This is a genomic window from Ruegeria sp. CDSA079 (genome assembly GCF_059612245.1).
This window is the reverse complement of record NZ_JBXWQF010000011.1, coordinates 107,047-123,952: the sequence shown is the minus strand read 5'-3', so window position 1 is coordinate 123,952 and position 16,906 is coordinate 107,047. Positions and strand designations below refer to the sequence as shown.

15 protein-coding genes are annotated in these 16,906 nt (G+C 57.4%); 12 read left to right on the top strand and 3 right to left on the bottom strand.

Translation table 11 applies throughout. The features are described from left to right. Positions 1-2: 2 nt before the first annotated feature. The 10 genes from regB (at position 3) to AC2FJZ_RS13475 (ending at position 12,606) form a co-directional block, all read left to right on the top strand. On the top strand, positions 3-1,400 hold the full coding sequence (gene regB, locus AC2FJZ_RS13520; protein ID WP_496778162.1) for a sensor histidine kinase RegB: 1,398 nt from the start codon (positions 3-5) through the stop codon (positions 1,398-1,400). Positions 1,401-1,466: 66 nt separating this feature from the next. Further along, positions 1,467-2,972 (top strand): PAS-domain containing protein, encoded by a 1,506-nt coding sequence (locus tag AC2FJZ_RS13515; RefSeq protein ID WP_496778160.1) that lies wholly within the window; start codon positions 1,467-1,469, stop codon positions 2,970-2,972. A 41-nt stretch (positions 2,973-3,013) separates the two neighbouring features. Then, positions 3,014-3,487 (top strand): tRNA (adenosine(37)-N6)-threonylcarbamoyltransferase complex ATPase subunit type 1 TsaE, encoded by a 474-nt coding sequence (tsaE, locus tag AC2FJZ_RS13510; RefSeq protein WP_496670244.1) that lies wholly within the window; start codon positions 3,014-3,016, stop codon positions 3,485-3,487. Next, positions 3,484-4,488 carry an aminoglycoside phosphotransferase family protein gene (locus AC2FJZ_RS13505; RefSeq protein ID WP_496778159.1) on the top strand — a complete coding sequence of 335 codons (1,005 nt, stop codon included), beginning with the start codon at positions 3,484-3,486 and terminating at the stop codon, positions 4,486-4,488. Before tsaE ends, AC2FJZ_RS13505 begins: the two co-directional genes overlap by 4 nt. Continuing rightward, positions 4,485-5,171: a nucleotidyltransferase family protein gene (locus AC2FJZ_RS13500; protein WP_496778156.1), complete on the top strand. Its 687-nt coding sequence runs from the start codon at positions 4,485-4,487 to the stop codon at positions 5,169-5,171. The genes AC2FJZ_RS13505 and AC2FJZ_RS13500 overlap by 4 nt, the downstream gene beginning before the upstream one ends. Next, a complete protein-coding gene (gene addB, locus AC2FJZ_RS13495) occupies positions 5,164-8,088 on the top strand; it encodes a double-strand break repair protein AddB (RefSeq protein WP_496778154.1) in 2,925 nt (974 codons plus the stop codon). Before AC2FJZ_RS13500 ends, addB begins: the two co-directional genes overlap by 8 nt. Next, positions 8,085-11,441, top strand: coding sequence for a double-strand break repair helicase AddA (gene addA / locus AC2FJZ_RS13490; protein WP_496778152.1), 3,357 nt, complete (start codon positions 8,085-8,087; stop codon positions 11,439-11,441). Before addB ends, addA begins: the two co-directional genes overlap by 4 nt. Before the next feature lie 60 nt (positions 11,442-11,501). Further along, positions 11,502-11,822: a thioredoxin gene (gene trxA, locus AC2FJZ_RS13485; RefSeq protein ID WP_050604667.1), complete on the top strand. Its 321-nt coding sequence runs from the start codon at positions 11,502-11,504 to the stop codon at positions 11,820-11,822. 74 nt (positions 11,823-11,896) lie between these two features. Continuing rightward, on the top strand, positions 11,897-12,247 hold the full coding sequence (locus AC2FJZ_RS13480) for a Lin0512 family protein (protein ID WP_050604666.1): 351 nt from the start codon (positions 11,897-11,899) through the stop codon (positions 12,245-12,247). Continuing rightward, on the top strand, positions 12,244-12,606 hold the full coding sequence (locus AC2FJZ_RS13475; protein WP_496778149.1) for a Lin0512 family protein: 363 nt from the start codon (positions 12,244-12,246) through the stop codon (positions 12,604-12,606). Before AC2FJZ_RS13480 ends, AC2FJZ_RS13475 begins: the two co-directional genes overlap by 4 nt. 62 nt (positions 12,607-12,668) lie before the next feature. Here AC2FJZ_RS13475 and AC2FJZ_RS13470 read toward each other — a convergent pair whose 3' ends face one another. Next, positions 12,669-12,863, bottom strand: coding sequence for a DUF1127 domain-containing protein (locus AC2FJZ_RS13470; protein ID WP_050604664.1), 195 nt, complete (start codon positions 12,861-12,863; stop codon positions 12,669-12,671). Positions 12,864-13,060: 197 nt separating this feature from the next. Between AC2FJZ_RS13470 and hslV the strand changes: the two genes are divergently transcribed. Next, complete coding sequence (hslV, locus tag AC2FJZ_RS13465; RefSeq protein WP_050604663.1) at positions 13,061-13,618, top strand: ATP-dependent protease subunit HslV; 558 nt, start codon at positions 13,061-13,063, stop codon at positions 13,616-13,618. On the opposite strand, the gene AC2FJZ_RS13460 is transcribed toward hslV, so the two are convergent. Both AC2FJZ_RS13460 and AC2FJZ_RS13455 read right to left on the bottom strand, forming a co-directional pair. Continuing rightward, complete coding sequence (locus AC2FJZ_RS13460; RefSeq protein WP_496778147.1) at positions 13,610-14,851, bottom strand: MFS transporter; 1,242 nt, start codon at positions 14,849-14,851, stop codon at positions 13,610-13,612. The genes hslV and AC2FJZ_RS13460 overlap by 9 nt on opposite strands. A gap of 104 nt (positions 14,852-14,955) precedes the next feature. After that, the gene (locus tag AC2FJZ_RS13455; RefSeq protein ID WP_050604661.1) at positions 14,956-15,357 is read right to left on the bottom strand and encodes a DM13 domain-containing protein; all 402 of its coding nucleotides are present in this window, start codon (positions 15,355-15,357) and stop codon (positions 14,956-14,958) included. Between the two features lie 198 nt (positions 15,358-15,555). On the opposite strand from AC2FJZ_RS13455, the gene hslU reads away from it, so the two are divergent. After that, entirely contained in the window at positions 15,556-16,863 is a 1,308-nt protein-coding gene (gene hslU, locus AC2FJZ_RS13450; RefSeq protein ID WP_496670235.1) for an ATP-dependent protease ATPase subunit HslU, read from the top strand. The last annotated feature ends 43 nt before the right edge of the window (positions 16,864-16,906 follow it).

Here is a 16,906-nt window from a genome sequence, read left to right as displayed (position 1 = left end):
CAATGGCAGAATCCAATCAGACTTTTTGGCGCGGCCAGGAACGGAGCAGCTGGATTCGCCTGCGCACCCTGATCCTGTTGCGATGGGTGGCCATCATCGGCCAGTTCACTGCCATCACCGTTGCCCAGCAATATTATGACGTGCAGCTGCATCTGGGCCTGTGCTATCTGGCCATCGGCATTTCGGTCATGAGCAATTTTACGGCCATTTTGTTGTTCCCGCAGAACAAGCGCCTGACCGAGTTTGAAAATTTCCTGATGGTCCTGTTTGATCTGCTGCAGCTGTCGATACTGCTGTATCTGACGGGGGGCTTGAACAATCCGTTTGCGCTGCTTCTGTTGGGGCCAGTTACAATTTCTGCCAATGTCATGAGCACCCGGTCGACCCTGATCGTTGGGGCTGTGGCGATTGTTCTGACCACGCTGCTGGCCGAGTTTCACCTGCCACTGCGCACCAATCTGGGGCTGGTTCTGGATATTCCGGATATTCTGCTGTTCGGCAATTGGGCCGCAATCGTCATCGCTATCGTTTTTATCGGAGCCTACTCCCACCGCGTCAGCTCTGAGGTTCAGTCCATGTCCGAAGCATTGGCTGCAACGCATATGGCGTTGGCGCGCGAACAGAAGCTGACCGACCTGGGCGGCGTTGTTGCCGCCGCCGCGCATGAGTTGGGCACTCCGTTGGCAACCATAAAACTGACCAGCGCGGAATTGATCGAAGAACTGGATGATCGCCCGGATCTGATAGAAGATGCCGCGCTGATCCGAGAGCAGGCCGACCGCTGCCGCGATATTCTGCGTGATATGGGACGGGCCGGTAAAGATGACCTGCACTTGCGGCAGGCGCCACTGTCGACCGTGGTGAACGAAGCCGCCGAACCGCATGTGGGACGTGGCAAAGAGGTTCATTTCTCGGAAGGTCCGGTGCAGGACGGGGATGTGCAGCAGCCTTCGATCCTGCGAAAACCCGAAATCATTCACGGGTTGCGCAATCTGATCCAGAACGCTGTGGATTTTGCGCGGGCCAATGTCTGGGTCGAGGCCGAATGGACCGACAGCAGGATCACCGTCAGCATCATGGACGACGGGCGTGGATATCCGTCGCATATGATCGGACGCATCGGTGATCCCTTTATGCGGCGCAGGCGGGCGGAAACGGATCAGAAAACCCGCCCTGAATACGAAGGTATGGGCCTTGGCCTGTTCATCGCCAAAACCTTGCTGGAGCGCAGCGGAGCCGAATTGGAATTCGCCAATGGCTCGGACCCCTATCAACACCTGACCGACGACCCGGACCGCAAAGGCGCCATCGTCAAAGTGTCGTGGCCGCGCAACCTGATTGATGCACAAAAGGGCGATACCCCAGTTCCATCGGGTTCAAACAAGCGCATTCAGGTGTGAGTTAAGAGACCATTAACCAATCTTACCCATAGTCCAATCGGGCTTGGGTCTGCTTTGGGGAATTTGATGGCCGATTGGATCATTCTGGCCGCGATCAGCGTTGTATCAGGTTGCTTTGCGGTTCAATGGCTCTTGCCGCGCCGTACGCTGCGGGACCAGACCTTTGGCCTTTTTTCTAACACCTCTTTGTTCGACGCGGTGTTCCTGTTCGACGGAGAGCGATTGATCAGTCATTCCGACATTGCTCTGGCCGGTTTCGAACATGTAGGAAACTGGACAGATCTGCGCCGATTGCTGCAAAGGGATTTCCCATCCTTTCCTGAAATTCCAGACAAAGTGCGCGATGAAGGCTTTATCGTGGTCTCACCGATAGATTGCACCGTTGAGCGTGATGTGATTTGCGAGTGGATTGATGGAATTGTCCGTGTGCGTCTGCGTGAAGCGGCCAAGACCAAACCCGTGGGATCAGAAGCGTCGATAGATCCCACCCGGCTGGCGATGGATCAAGCCCCGTATCCGGTGTGGTTGCTGGACCGAAACAAACGGGTGCAATGGTGTAATGCTGCCTATGTCACACTTGCCCGCAGGGCGCGCGATCAGGACACTGACCTGACCGATCCTTTGTTCCCGGCCCTCGTTGAGGAACGATCCATTGGGAAAACCAGAGTATCGATCGATCTCGCTGACAGTAGCACCAAGCTGTGGTTCGATCTGACTCAGGTAGAGAACGAGGCTGGTCACTTGTGTTACGCTGTCGACATCAACGCCATTGTCGAAGCAGAAACAGCCCAGCGCAAATTCGTTCAGACCATGACCAAGACGTTTGCGCAGCTTTCGATCGGTCTGGCCATCTTTGACCGCAATCGACAACTTGCACTTTTCAACCCCGCTTTGATCGACCTGACCACCTTGCCCCCCGATTTCCTTAGTTGTCGCCCAAGCCTGAGCGGCTTTTTTGACCGTCTTCGGGATCAACACATGATGCCGGAACCCAAGAACTATCGCAGTTGGCGACGTCAGATGAATGACCTTCTCGAGGCGGCAGAAGACGGTAACTACCATGAAACTTGGTCTCTCCCGTCAGGCTCGGTCTATTCCGTCAGCGGTCGACCACACCCGGATGGTGCCGTGGCGTTCTTGTTCGAAGATATTACCGCCGAGATCACTCTGACGCGCCGTTTTCGATCTGAAATGGACCTGATGCAATCCATATTTGACAAGCTCGCAGATGCGATTGCCGTTTTCACCGATGATGGTTCTCTGGCCTTCACGAACTACGCCTATCAAGAGCTTTGGGGGGACACGCAAGACGTTGGGTTCCAGACTGAAACGGTCACAGACGTCACACGGTGCTGGCAAGATCTGTGCATTGCGACCCCTGCGCTTGGCGAAATCCGAGACTTTGTTGAAATGCGCGACAACCGGACCGAATGGACGGCTGAAATTCAGTTGAGATCCGGCATCGCGATCGATTGCACCATCACGCCAGTTCACAACGGCGCAACAATTGTCCGATTTGCAGTTTCTGAAACGCCCACAAAAAGCGCCGCCATCAAACAGATCAGCGCCTGAACCGGGTTGCAGCCCGTCAGGCGCGGGGCCATTGTGGCGCCATGACGACAATGCCCCTATCTCTGACCTTCAAGTCACCGGAAGAAACCACCAAATTCGCCGAGAACGTCGGTGCGATGCTGCAGCCAGGCGATGTTGTGCTGTTGGAGGGCGAGATCGGTAGCGGAAAGACGCATTTTGCGCGCGCGCTCATCCAGTCGCTTATGCCCGAGCCCGAAGATGTCCCCTCGCCTACGTTTACCTTGGTGCAGGCTTACGATACGCCAGCCGGTGAAATCTGGCACTGCGACCTCTATCGCCTGAGCATGGTGGAAGAGGTCGAGGAACTGGGGCTGATCGATGCGTTCGACACTGCAATATGCCTGGTCGAATGGCCGGCCAAACTGGGATCCCTTACGCCGGATGCGGCTTTGCAAATGATCCTCAAAACAGACTCTAACAATGAGAATTTGCGCCATTTGACGCTGTCGTGGAACGATCCGAAATGGGAAAGAAAACTGGAGACCGCCAGATGACAAACAGAGCAGTCCTGGCCGAGGCGCTGATTGCACAAACCCCATGGGCCGATGCAGACCGCGCGCCTCTGGCGGGTGATGCTTCAGACCGTCGTTATGAACGGCTAACGGACCCGTCCAGCGGGCGAACTGCCGTTTTGATGGATGCGCCACCTGAAAAATGCGAGGATGTCGAAACATTTGTCCGCGTTGCGAACTACCTGCGATCCGTAGGCTTAAACGCACCCGAGGTTTATGCAGAGGATGCCGAATTTGGTTTTCTGCTGTTGGAAGATCTGGGCGATGACCTTTTCACCCGCGTTCTGGCCAAGGACTCCTCTAAAGAACGCTTGCTGTACGAGGCCGCAACAGATGTGCTGCTTCATCTGCATCAGGCCCCCACCTTGTCTTTGACCTCATTCGACCCGGCGCTGATGACAGAACTGACCACATTGGCCTTCACGAAATATGCGGCGGGCATACGGGGAGAGTTTGACGCGGATGCTTTGGACCGGTTTGAGCACAGGTTTGCGGATATTCTGCACCGTGAAACATCAGGGTCAAAAGTGGTCTCGCTCAGGGATTATCACGCGGAAAACCTGATATGGCTGCCAAATCGCGCAGGGATCAAGCGCGTTGGCCTGCTGGATTTCCAATCTGCGGTTCTGGCCCATCCCGCCTATGATCTGGTGTCTTTGCTGCAGGACATACGCCGAAAGGTTTCACCCGGGATCGAGATGCAGATGATCAATCGGTACATCTCAGCCTCCGGCATGGACGACCACGAATTTCGAACCGCTTACAGCGTGTTGGGTGCACAACGAAATTTGCGCATTCTTGGTGTTTTCGCGCGCCTTGCGACCGACTATGGCAAACCGCACTACGTCGATATGATACCGGCTGTTTGGGCGCATCTGATGCGCGATCTGGATCACCCGGCCCTGGTGTCGATAGCCCCGCTGCTGCACGAGTCTTTGCCCAGCCCAACGCTCGAAAACCTTAACAAGCTGAGAGTGCAATGACCGGATCGCCCTTTGCAGTGATGCTGTTTGCCGCAGGGTTTGGCACCCGTATGGGTGCTTTGACCAAGGACCGGCCCAAGCCGTTGATCATGGTGTCCGGGCGTCCCTTGATTGATCACGCGCTGGATATTGTTCATGAGCTCGACCCCGTGCGCATTGTGGCGAACGTACATTACCACGCAGATCAGCTGCATGAGCATCTCGACCCCAAAGGCGTGGTGATCTCACGCGAAGTGCCCGAAATCCTTGAAACGGGCGGCGGATTAAGGGCCGCCCTGCCACTGTTGGGCACCAATCCTGTGTTCACGCTGAACACCGATGCGATCTGGTCTGGCCCTAACCCTCTGACCCTGTTGCAAAAAGTGTGGGATCCGACCCGTATGGACGCGCTTTTGATGTGTGTTCCAGTTTCCCAAACCACAGGCCACAATGGGGACGGAGATTTTACGGCTGACCCGGACGGGCGCATCACGCGCGGGCCCGGTTTGGTTTATGGAGGCGCGCAGATTCTCAAAACGGACGGATTACGCGCGTTTTCGCAGTCAGCTTTTTCGCTGAACCTGCTTTGGAACCAGATGCACGATCAAGGCCGCCTGTTTGCTGTCGAGTATCCGGGGCGCTGGTGTGATGTGGGACGTCCCGAGGGGATCACCCTGGCCGAAGGACTGCTGGCTGATGTTTGAACTCAGCGCCCTGCCCCGCGTATTCGCCGTGCCGCCTGGCACGGACTTCCCCAAGGCATTGGTCGATGGTCTGCGGCAGCGCTGCTCTGGCCCGCCGGAAGCCTTGGCTCGGGTGGAATTGGTGCTGAACACGCGGCGTATGGAACGGCGCGTCCGCGAGTTGTTCAATCAAGGTCCGCCCTGCCTGCTGCCACGCCTGTCGCTGGTCACCGATTTGGGAGAAAGCGTTGATCTGGCGCAGATTCCCCCTGCCGTTCCACCGCTGCGGCGGCGTCTGGAACTGACTCAGCTGGTGGCCAAACTGCTGGAACAGCAACCGGATCTGGCGGCGCGTTCTTCGGTCTTTGACCTCTCGGACAGTCTGGCCGCGCTCATTGACGAAATGCAGGGCGAAGGTGTTTCGCCCGAGGCCATCCTGCAGTTGGATGTCAGCGACATGTCCGGACATTGGGCGCGAGCGCAGGCTTTCATCGGCATTGCCGATCATTTTATCGACACTGGTGCACAGGCGATGGATGCGCAGGCCCGCCAACGTCGCGTTGTCGAAAACCTGAACGCGCGTTGGCAAGGGAATCCTCCGCAGCATCCGGTCATTCTTGCGGGCTCCACCGGTTCGCGCGGAACAACCCTGATGCTGATGGAGGCGATTGCACGCCTGCCACAAGGGGCGCTGGTCCTTCCGGGTTATGATTTCGACCAACCCAATCATGTCTGGCAAGGGTTGGATGATGCGTTGACATCGGAAGATCATCCGCAATACCGGTTCCGCAAGCTGATGCGCGCACTGGAGGTTGCGCCCGATCAAATCACCCCATGGACAGACTTTTCCTCCCCCTCGCCTTCACGCAACCGCTTGGTTTCACTCGCTTTACGCCCGGCGCCTGTAACAGACGCCTGGATGACCGAAGGGCCTAGGCTGACCGACTTGGAAGGCGCAACCAAAGACCTGACCCTGGTCGAGGCACAATCACCCAGAGCCGAAGCCCTGGCCATCGCCTTACGCTTGCGACAAGCTGCTGAAACCGGTCAAACCGCCGCCTTGATCACGCCGGATCGTATGTTGACCCGTCAGGTCAGCGCGGCGTTGGATCGGTGGAACATCCTGCCGGATGACAGTGCGGGCTTGCCTCTGCAACTCTCACCGCCCGGTCGTTTTCTGCGCCATGTGGCCAACCTGTTCACGCGCCGTCTTGAGGGCGAAGCGCTGCTGACCCTGCTGAAACACCCGCTGTGTCATGACGGAGGTGAGCGTGGCAATCATCTGTTGCATACACGTGATCTGGAACTGGACCTGCGCCGCAACGGTCCACCATTCCCGGACAGTATCAGCCTCACGGAGTTTGCAGTCCGCAAGGAGGCCCCAGAAAGCTGGGTTAGATGGATCGTGCATCACTTCTGCAATCAACAGGTCAGTGACGAATTGCATCTCTCCGACTGGGTGGAACGGCTGACAGCACTTGCCGAGGCGATCTCGGCTGGCAGCACCGGTGAAACCGGCACGCTTTGGGACAAGAACGCAGGTCAAAAGGCGCTGGCGGTGGTGAATTCTCTCAGGGATGAGGCGCAGCATGGCGGCCCGATGACGGCCCATGACTTTGCCGACCTGCTGGGTGCTTTGCTTGCAGGCGAAGAGGTTCGTGATCGCGACGCACCGCATCCGCACATCATGATCTGGGGTACGCTCGAAGCCAGGGTACAGGGGGCCGATCTACTGATTCTCGGGGGGCTGAACGAAGGAAGCTGGCCCGAGGCCCCAGCACCCGACCCCTGGCTGAACCGTCAGATGCGCGACAAGGCGGGGTTGCTGCTGCCTGAACGCCGGATCGGCCTGTCTGCGCATGATTTCCAGCAGGCCATCGGCGCGCCCGAGGTTTGGCTGACCCGCGCGACCCGCTCGGATGATGCGGAAACGGTACCGTCGCGTTGGCTGAACCGGCTTACAAACCTGCTGCAAGGCCTGCCGGGGCAGGGTGGCCGTGACGCTCTGGAAGGGATGCGCGCCCGCGGTCAGCGCTGGCTGAACTGGTCTGAAGTTCTGGAAGATGCACCGCACATAGACCCCGCGCCTCGCCCGTCGCCGCGCCCCCCGGTCGCCGCGCGCCCACGTCGTCTGTCCGTGACCGAGATCAAACGGCTGATTCGTGATCCTTATGCGATCTACGCCAAACATGTGTTGCGGCTGAAACCGCTGGACCCCTTGGTACAGGCCCCCGATGCCTTGCTTCGGGGCATCGTGATCCATGAAATCCTTGAACATTTCGTCAAAGACAGCGTGTTGGACAGCGCTTTACTGACGCGTGAGAATTTCCTGAAACGGGCGCACACCCTTCTGGATCAACATGTCGCCTGGCCCACCGCCCGCAAACTCTGGCTGGCCCGACTGGAGCGGATCGCGGATGACTTCCTGGGTGCCGAACTCACGCGCCGGGGTGATGGCGGGCCTGTGGCGTTTGAGGCGGCGATGAAACTGGTGCTGGACCCTCTGGATTTCACCATTGTCGGACGTGCGGACCGGATCGATCACAACAGCCGGGGGTCACTGCGGATCATCGATTACAAAACCGGTGCGCCACCGACGGAGAGTCAGCAGTCCAAATTCGACAAACAGTTGCTGATCGAAGCCGCCATGGCCGAGCAGGGCGGTATCGAGAGCATTGACCCGATAGACGTGGCCGAAGCCATCTTCATCGGGATGGGCGGCAGTTACAAAGAGGTCGTGGCACCCTTGGTCAAGGAGCCAACCGACAAAGTTCTTGCCGAGCTGAAAGAGCTGATTTCAGCTTATTTAGAGCCTGATCAGGGGTTTTCTTCGCGTCGGATGCTGCACAAGGATACGGATATCGGTGACTATGATCATCTGGCGCGGTTTGGCGAATGGGACCGCACAGCCGATACTTGCCCCGAGGACCTGACATGAGCCCGCGCAACGATGCAACCGAACGGCAGGTGCAGGCCGCCCGCCCTGACGCCTCGACCTGGCTGGCTGCCAACGCAGGGTCGGGCAAAACACGGGTTCTGACCGACCGCGTGGCGCGTTTGCTGCTGGGTGGGGTGCAGCCGCAGCACATCCTGTGCCTGACTTACACCAAGGCCGCCGCCAGCGAGATGCAGAACAGATTGTTCAAACGCCTTGGTGAGTGGGCAATGCTGGCTGATGATTCTCTGCTAGAGCAATTGACCGATCTAGGCGTTCCCGGCGACATCAACCTGGACAGGCTGGCGCAAGCACGCACCTTGTTTGCTCGCGCCATCGAAACGCCGGGCGGTCTGAAAATCCAGACCATTCACTCGTTCTGCGCTTCATTGTTGCGGCGTTTTCCGCTGGAGGCCGGGGTCAGCCCGCAGTTTTCCGAGATGGAAGATCGCGCGGCGGCCCTTCTGCGAGAGGAGATCGTCGAGGACTTCGCCCAAGGCACGCAGGCTGGGTTGATTGAAGATGTGGCTCGGTTTGTCACCGATACGGGCTTTGACAAATTGACCGCTGCGATCACGCACAAGCGCAATCTGTTCGCGGAGCCACTGGAGTGGTCGGAACTGTTGACACGATTCGATCTTCCGGACGGTTTTGACGAAACCCATCTGTTTGAGCGTGTGTTCCTTGGTGGCGAAGTCGAGTTGATCCAGTCTATGCTGCCCGCTTTGACGGAAAGCGGCGGTAACAATGCCAAGGCCGCGGCTAAGCTGGCCGGGTTCACCGAATCCCGGTTGGCGCATTTGCCCATGTTGGAAAGCGTGTTGCTGACCGGAAAAGGAGCAAAAGAACCGTTCACCGCCAAACTCAACAGCTTTCCGACCAAAGCCCTGCGCGAAGGCGCTCTGGCCGACCGGATTCCACAATTAGAAGCCTTGATGCTGCGGATTGAGGCGGCGCGCGAACAACGTCTGGCGCTGGTCGCTGCGCAGAAAACCACAGTCCTGCACCGCTTTGCTGCCGCTTTCCTGCCCGAGTACGAGCGGCGTAAGCAGCTGCGGGGCTGGTTGGACTTCGACGACCTGATCTTGCGCGCGCGGCAAGTGTTGAATGACCCGGCGGTGGCCGAATGGGTGCTGTATCGGCTGGACGGAGGCATCGACCATATTTTGGTGGACGAAGCGCAGGACACCAGCCCGGACCAATGGGACGTGGTCGAAAAACTGGCCCAGGAATTCACCAGTGGGGAAGGAGCGCGATCCGGGGTTGAGCGCACGATCTTTGTGGTCGGCGACAAGAAGCAGTCGATCTATTCCTTCCAGGGCGCCGACCCACAGGCGTTTGACAGAATGCAGGAAGAGTTTGGCCGAAAACTGGCTGAATCAGACTCTAAATTGTGGGACATGACGCTGGAATACTCGTTTCGATCCTCCAGCGCGATCCTGTCTTTGGTCGATTTTCTGTTTGAAAACCGGATCGATGCCGGATTTCACAAGGACAGCCAGCATCGTGCGTTCAAGGCCGATCTGCCGGGCCGGGTTGATCTTTGGCCTGTCGTGGAAAAAGTCGAAGATTCCGAAGAAGGCGACTGGACGGATCCGGTGGATCGCCCCGGTGCGCGACACCATACCGTCATTCTGGCCGAGCAGGTTGCGCAGTCGATCAAGGCCATGATCGAACGGGGTGAAACGATCCCGGAGGATGGCAAATCCGACACATTCGTACGCCGGAAAGTGAAGCCGGGGGATTTCCTGATCCTTGTCCAGCGCCGTTCGGACCTTTTTGCCGAGATCATCCGCGCCTGCAAATCTGCCGGTCTGCCGATCGCGGGCGCTGACCGGCTGAAAGTGGGTGCTGAACTTGCGGTCAAAGACCTCGCCGCGCTTCTGAGCTTTCTGGCCACGCCCGAAGACAGCCTGTCACTGGCGACGGTTCTGAAATCCCCTTTGTTCGGATGGCCCGAGCAGCAGCTTTTCGATCTGGCGCACCGGCGACAGGAACAGTTCCTCTGGGCCGCGCTGCGTAACCGGGCAGATGAATTTCCCGAAACGCTCGCCATATTGAATGATCTGCGCAGCCAAATCGACTTTCTGCGCCCCTATGACCTGATCGAACGTATTCTGACCCGCCATGACGGGCGGCGCAAACTGCTGGGTCGTCTGGGGGCCGAAGCTGAAGACGGTATCGACGCTTTGCTGTCTCAGGCGCTGGCGTATGAACGAACGGATATTCCCAGCTTGACCGGGTTTTTGGTCTGGATGCAGACCGATGATCTGGAAATCAAGCGGCAGATGAGCGGTGTCGGCAACATGATCCGGGTGATGACCGTGCATGGTTCAAAGGGCCTTGAGGCTCCGATTGTGATCCTGCCGGATACTGGCAAACGCCAGCCACCACGTGATGCCGAGATTATGGTGGCCGATGGCACCCCGCTGTGGAAAGTGTTAGCAGATGTCTCGCCCAACCTGATCTCGCAAGCACGGGAAGTGGCGCGCAACCGCGAGGAAAATGAACGGCTGAGATTGCTGTATGTGGCTCTAACACGGGCTGAAAAATGGTTAATCGTGGCCGCAGCCGGCGATTTGGGCAAAAACGGCAACAGCTGGTATCAAATGGTCGAAGCCGCGATGGAGCGAGCCGGGGCCGCGCTGGTACCGGGGTCCGACATCCGCCGCCTGTCCCACGGGGATTGGGACGCGCCGCCTTTGACCGACCAGCCACAAACGGTCGCTGACCAGGTCGATCTGCCGGATATGTTCCTGCTCCCGGCACCCGAACCGATTGACCCTGTAAGCGCGCTCAGCCCTTCGGATCTGGGTGGTGCCAAAGCGTTGCCCGGAGATGCCGGTTTGGATGAAGACGCTGCAAAACTGCGCGGAACGCGTCTGCACCTGTTGCTGGAACACCTGCCGACAGCAGCACCGGACGTCTGGCCCGAGCTTTGCGCCCGGTTGCTACCGGATATGCAGAACGCAGACCGTCAAGACCTTTTGACCGAAGCCACCCAAGTGCTGACGACGGAGTCTCTCAAACACATCTTTGCACGCGAAACTCTGACCGAAGTGCCGGTAACCGCAGATTTAAACGGACAGCGGATGCACGGAATCATCGACCGGCTGATCGTATCAGACACGGACGTACAAGTAGTTGATTTCAAAACAAATGCGACCGTCCCAAACCGGATAGAAGATTGCCCCGAAGGACTGCTGCGCCAGATGGGGGCCTATGCTCAGGCGCTGGCGCAGATTTATCCTGACCGCAGCATCCGAACCGCCATTCTGTGGACCCGGACTGCAAGCTTGATGTGGCTGCCACACGATCTTGTGACGGAAGCCTTGGCCCACGCCCGGATGCCTTGACCTTACCCGGCGCGGCACCTACGTTCTGTTCCCGAGCTTACCCCATTCAGGAGACAGAATATGTCGACCGTAGCCGTTACTGACGACACCTTTGACGCCGAAGTCAAAAACTCGACCGTTCCCGTGGTCGTGGACTTCTGGGCTGAATGGTGCGGCCCCTGTAAACAAATCGGCCCCGCGCTGGAAGAACTGGCCGCCGAGTATGGCGACAAGGTGAAAATCGCCAAGGTCGATGTGGACAGCAACCCGAACGCGGCGGCCGCAATGGGCGTGCGCGGTATCCCGGCACTGTTCATCTTCAAGGACGGTCAAGTTGTTTCCAACCGCGCAGGTGCGGCCCCCAAAGCTGCGCTGCAAAGCTGGATCGACGAATCCATCTGATCCGGTCCTAGCAGATTGTTCCAAAGGCGCCTCAGATCGGGGCGCCTTTTTTGTTGCATATGTCGGAGAAACCAATGGCAAAAACGCGGGTTCTTGTAGAGTTCGGGATGGGTACCTCCCTGCGCCGAATGGACTATACCGAGGCATCGTTGCGAGCGATCAAGGATGCGCTGTGGCACAACTCGGTCAATATGGCTGAACTGTTTGGATTCCCCAAAGAGGCAATGATCATTGATGCTGAAATCGGTGTCCAGCAGCCGGATCAGGTGGATACCGAAGCGCTCAAAGCCATCTTCCCTTATGGTCAGCCGAATATCACGGTCACAAAGGGCGGGTTGGATATCGACAAACCACATAGTGACGGGTGCACGGTCATGGCCAACGCCGCTCTGGTCGTTTCTTTTGACATGGAGCCCGCGCAATGAGTGAAAAACGCATCATCCTGGAAATGGGAACAGGCAACGACCTGTACGGTCAGGACTATACCAAAGCGGCCCGACGTGCGGTGCAGGGCGCACTGCATCATTCATCGATCACACTGTTTTCTAATCTTGGAATTGATCATTCCGAAATGCGCGTCAGCGTCACAATCGGCGTACAGGACCCCAAACAGGTGGATTGCGATCTGGTTGCTGCCGACCTGCCAAGGGGCAGGGCCGAAGTCCGCGCAGTCAAAGGAGGTCTGGATGTTGTTGATGAAGCGGCTGGCACCAAACATGTGGTTGCAACTGCTGCGATCGAAGCTTTTCTGCCTGACCTTGCCGGAAAATTCGTGCAGAACTGAGCAAAGAAAAAGCCGCTCGGAATCCCGGGCGGCTGTTTCGAATTGGTGATCCGTCAGAAGGATCAGAGTTTGGCGATATCCTCGCGGATCAGACCAATGTCGTCCAGCTGATCGTCGCTGAGCTTCGACAGAAGGATCCGTGTTTTACGTGCGTCGTTCCAGTTGACAACAGATTTGACGACGTTGGTGAAAGTGTCCGCCACGTGCAGGATGGTAGCTGCTCCGAGCGGCGCATGGATATTAGCGGTGGTTGCCATGTGCGCAGTCCTTTTTGAAGAAACAGCCGACCCGTTGTCGGTTGTGAGCCTCATGTAGTACCTCTGTGCCGGACTCACAATTGCTGGTCTGGTAGACCCGAATTGCATTTCTTGCATATCTTTTGGGCGGTTTCGGAACGGGTTGCGTCAACACCGCGCCCAGCCCATATATAGCGCCAGTGAAAACGGAGACGATCATGGCAGATAACGACTTTCCCGGTTGGCACGGCACGACGATCATTGGCGTCAAAAAGGGCGGTCAGGTCGTGATAGCCGGTGATGGTCAAGTCAGTCTGGGCCAGACGGTGATTAAGGGAACGGCCCGCAAGGTACGCCGCCTGTCACCCGGCGGGTTTGAAGTTGTGGCTGGGTTCGCTGGATCGACCGCGGATGCCTTCACGTTGCTGGAACGTCTGGAATCCAAGCTTGAGGCCACACCCGGCCAACTGGCCCGCGCCTCGGTCGAACTGGCCAAGGACTGGCGCACTGATAAATACCTCCAAAAGCTTGAGGCGATGCTGATCGTCACCGACGGCAAGGACCTTCTGGTGATCACCGGGGCAGGGGACGTGCTGGAGCCAGAACACAATGTGGCTGCCATCGGGTCAGGCGGAAACTTTGCCCTCGCCGCGGCCCGCGCGATGATGGACGGCGACAAAGAGGCCGAGCAGGTGGCGCGTGAGGCCATGGCAATTGCCGCCGACATTTGCGTCTATACCAACGGCAATCTGACGGTTGAGTCGATTTCAGGCTAACAGCGCCTTAATCTCTTTCCCCTTCCAGCGGCGGTGCATTCCGATCAGGCCTAAGATCGCGGCGAATACCACGATGTAGTAGGGCACACGGATGTCGATACTCATCAGCCCGCCGCCGATCAGGGACATGATGCCTCCGGCCAGACAGAAGACAGCGGTTGTCACGCCCATGACCCAGCCTTGATCCGTCTCACTGACGCTGGAGGAAAACAGGCCCAGCATCGTCGGATAAGCAACTCCGAACAGGAAGTAGAAGAAAAAGACCGGCACATAGCTGAAGACGCCGCTTGGGCTGAAGGCGAAAGCAAGTCCGCAAACCACCATGACCACAAGTGATGTGTAGATAATCGCATGTTTGCTGAATCTTTCCTGCGCGGGTTTCACAAGGAAGGTACTGGAGAAGGCCAATGCCACACCAATGACAACCATCGCCATACTGCCTCCGATGACTCCGTACCCGAAAGCACTGGTCAGGAAATTGTCGACGAACACGTAGAAAGTGACGTTTGCAATCATAAAGAACGAATAAACAGGCAGGATCTTCAGCACCATCGGGTGACCTCGTACCGCGACCAGGCTGTCTGCAATGTCACGGGGCCGGAACACAAAAGGCGCACGATCTATTCGGGTATCCTGGAAGAAGAAAAGCACCAGAAAGATAGCGATCAACACCAAAACGAAAGCGCCATAAAATGGGGTTTTCAGCGTCGCGAAACTGCCCAACAAGGCAGCATCTGACAAAACCGCTCCGATAATCGGCCCGCCGACAAGGCCAAAGCTGACGCCCGTTACAATATAGCCCATGTTACGGTCTCGATCCGCGGCATCAATACTGCCATCTATCATCGCGGCTTGAGCAATGGGCTGGTTGCCCGCAGTAAATCCGGTGATCGAACGCCCGACAATCAACAGAAGAAGGCTGTTCAGGTAAAGAGCGGCAATGGTCAGAGCATATCCGGCCAATGCCCCACAAAGACACACGAGCAAGGCGTTCTTGCGTCCGATCGAATCCGACACTTTCGAGACGTAGACAACGCCCAGAAACCACGACAGGAAGAAGCACCCGATTACCAGCCCATAATAGAAATGGCGGCGACCTACCGACGTGCTGTCAGCCAGGAAGCCAGATTTGGTTTCCATGATCAGGGAATTGATGATCGGAAAGACCAATCCTTGCCCGATCAGATCAACAAAAACTACAAAAAGTAGCGTGATCTTGGCAATTTTAGTCATAAAACGCCCCCGGTTCCAATGCCTTGGGGCGAGTGTAACAGACAGTTGCCCTGTTACCTAGCTGCGCGTCAGAGGCCGAAGCGCTCGGCCTCTGACGATCGTGATTACTTCAGTGTTGCCACACCCAGCGGTACACCGGCGACCTCGCACCAGATATAGACTTCGTTGTAGCCCGACACATCCATTGTCGGCGGTACAGCATAAGATTGCTTGCCCGTCAGATGCAGCAGCGCACCCAGCTTGCTGTCAGAAGCGTATTTGCCATCTTTGCCGAAGGCCACGCGCGGGTCGGGACCACCGTCCAGCGAAAAGTCGTCGCCCAGCTCAACGATGTAACGGTCGCCTTCCTTGACCAGTTTCACCGACCCGGTGGTGATGTGGTTCGAGCGGCCCTCGAACGAGCCTTTCTTTTTGGCGCCGCCTGCCACAGCAGCGGTGGTGCCGGCCAGGGTCAGCGCCGCGCCAGTTGCGGCGGCTTTCACAAAAAGCGAACGACGAGTCATCATGATGAGGTATCTCCATTTGTAAATTCAGGCTGGTTTGCCTGTTGTGAAAATCTATGCCTCACATGCCGTAGGTGTGACGATTCACATCACATCGATTTTTCGTGTGCTCGTGGTGAGTTGGCGTGAGATTTTCGCGATCAGCTTGTGTTTTCGCGTCGTATGATTAGGTTCCGTTGCGAAACAACGGATAGAATACCTATGACAGACCTGACCCCGCGCGAGATTGTCTCGGAACTGGACCGCTTCATCATTGGCCAGAAAGATGCCAAACGTGCGGTGGCCGTTGCCCTGCGCAACCGTTGGCGACGCAAGCAGTTGGCTGATGACATCCGGGATGAAGTCTATCCGAAGAACATCCTGATGATTGGCCCCACCGGTGTGGGCAAGACCGAAATCAGCCGCCGTCTGGCCAAACTGGCCCGTGCGCCGTTTATCAAGGTCGAAGCCACCAAGTTTACCGAGGTTGGGTATGTCGGGCGCGACGTGGAACAGATCGTCCGTGATTTGGCAGACGCAGCGATCCTCCAGACCCGCGAATACATGCGCGAAGACGTCAAAGCCCGCGCCCATCAGGCCGCCGAGGATCGCGTGATCGAAGCGCTCGCCGGAACGGATGCCCGTGAAGCGACACGTGAAATGTTCCGCAAAAAGCTCAAATCGGGCGACCTGGACGATACGGTAATCGAACTGGAGGTTTCCGACAGCGCGAACCCGATGCCGATGTTCGACATTCCGGGCCAGCCCGGCAGCCAAATGGGAATGATGAACCTAGGCGATATTTTCGGAAAGGCGTTTGGCGGTCGTACCGTCAAAAAACGCCTGAGTGTCGCCGAAAGCTATGACGTGCTGATCGGAGAAGAGGCCGACAAGTTGCTGGATGACGAAACCGTCAATCGGGTGGCGTTGGAGTCGGTCGAACAGAACGGCATAGTCTTTCTGGATGAAATCGACAAGGTTTGTGCTCGTTCGGACGCGCGCGGCGGTGATGTCAGCCGCGAAGGGGTTCAGCGTGATTTGCTGCCCCTGATCGAGGGCACAACTGTCTCGACCAAGCATGGCCCAGTGAAAACCGACCATATCCTGTTCATCGCGTCAGGGGCGTTCCACATCGCCAAACCTTCGGACCTGTTGCCGGAATTGCAGGGCCGTCTGCCAATCCGCGTGGAACTGCGTGCCCTGACAGAACAAGATTTTGTGCGCATCCTGACCGAAACGGACAACGCACTGACCCGGCAATACACCGCGCTGATGGGCACCGAAGAGGTAGCAGTCAGCTTTACCGAAGACGGCATCGCCGCGCTGGCGAAAATTGCGGCAGATGTAAACCAAAGTATCGAAAACATTGGCGCGCGGCGGCTTTACACGGTCATGGAACGGGTTTTCGAAGACCTGTCCTTTGCGGCCCCCGACAAAGCCGGAACAGAAATCACCGTCGATGCGCAGTTTGTCAGCGACAATCTTGGAGAATTGACCAAGTCCACCGACCTCAGCCGTTACGTTTTGTAACGGGGCAGGCCGGATTTCGCCGTTGTTTTTGCTCGGCCCTGCT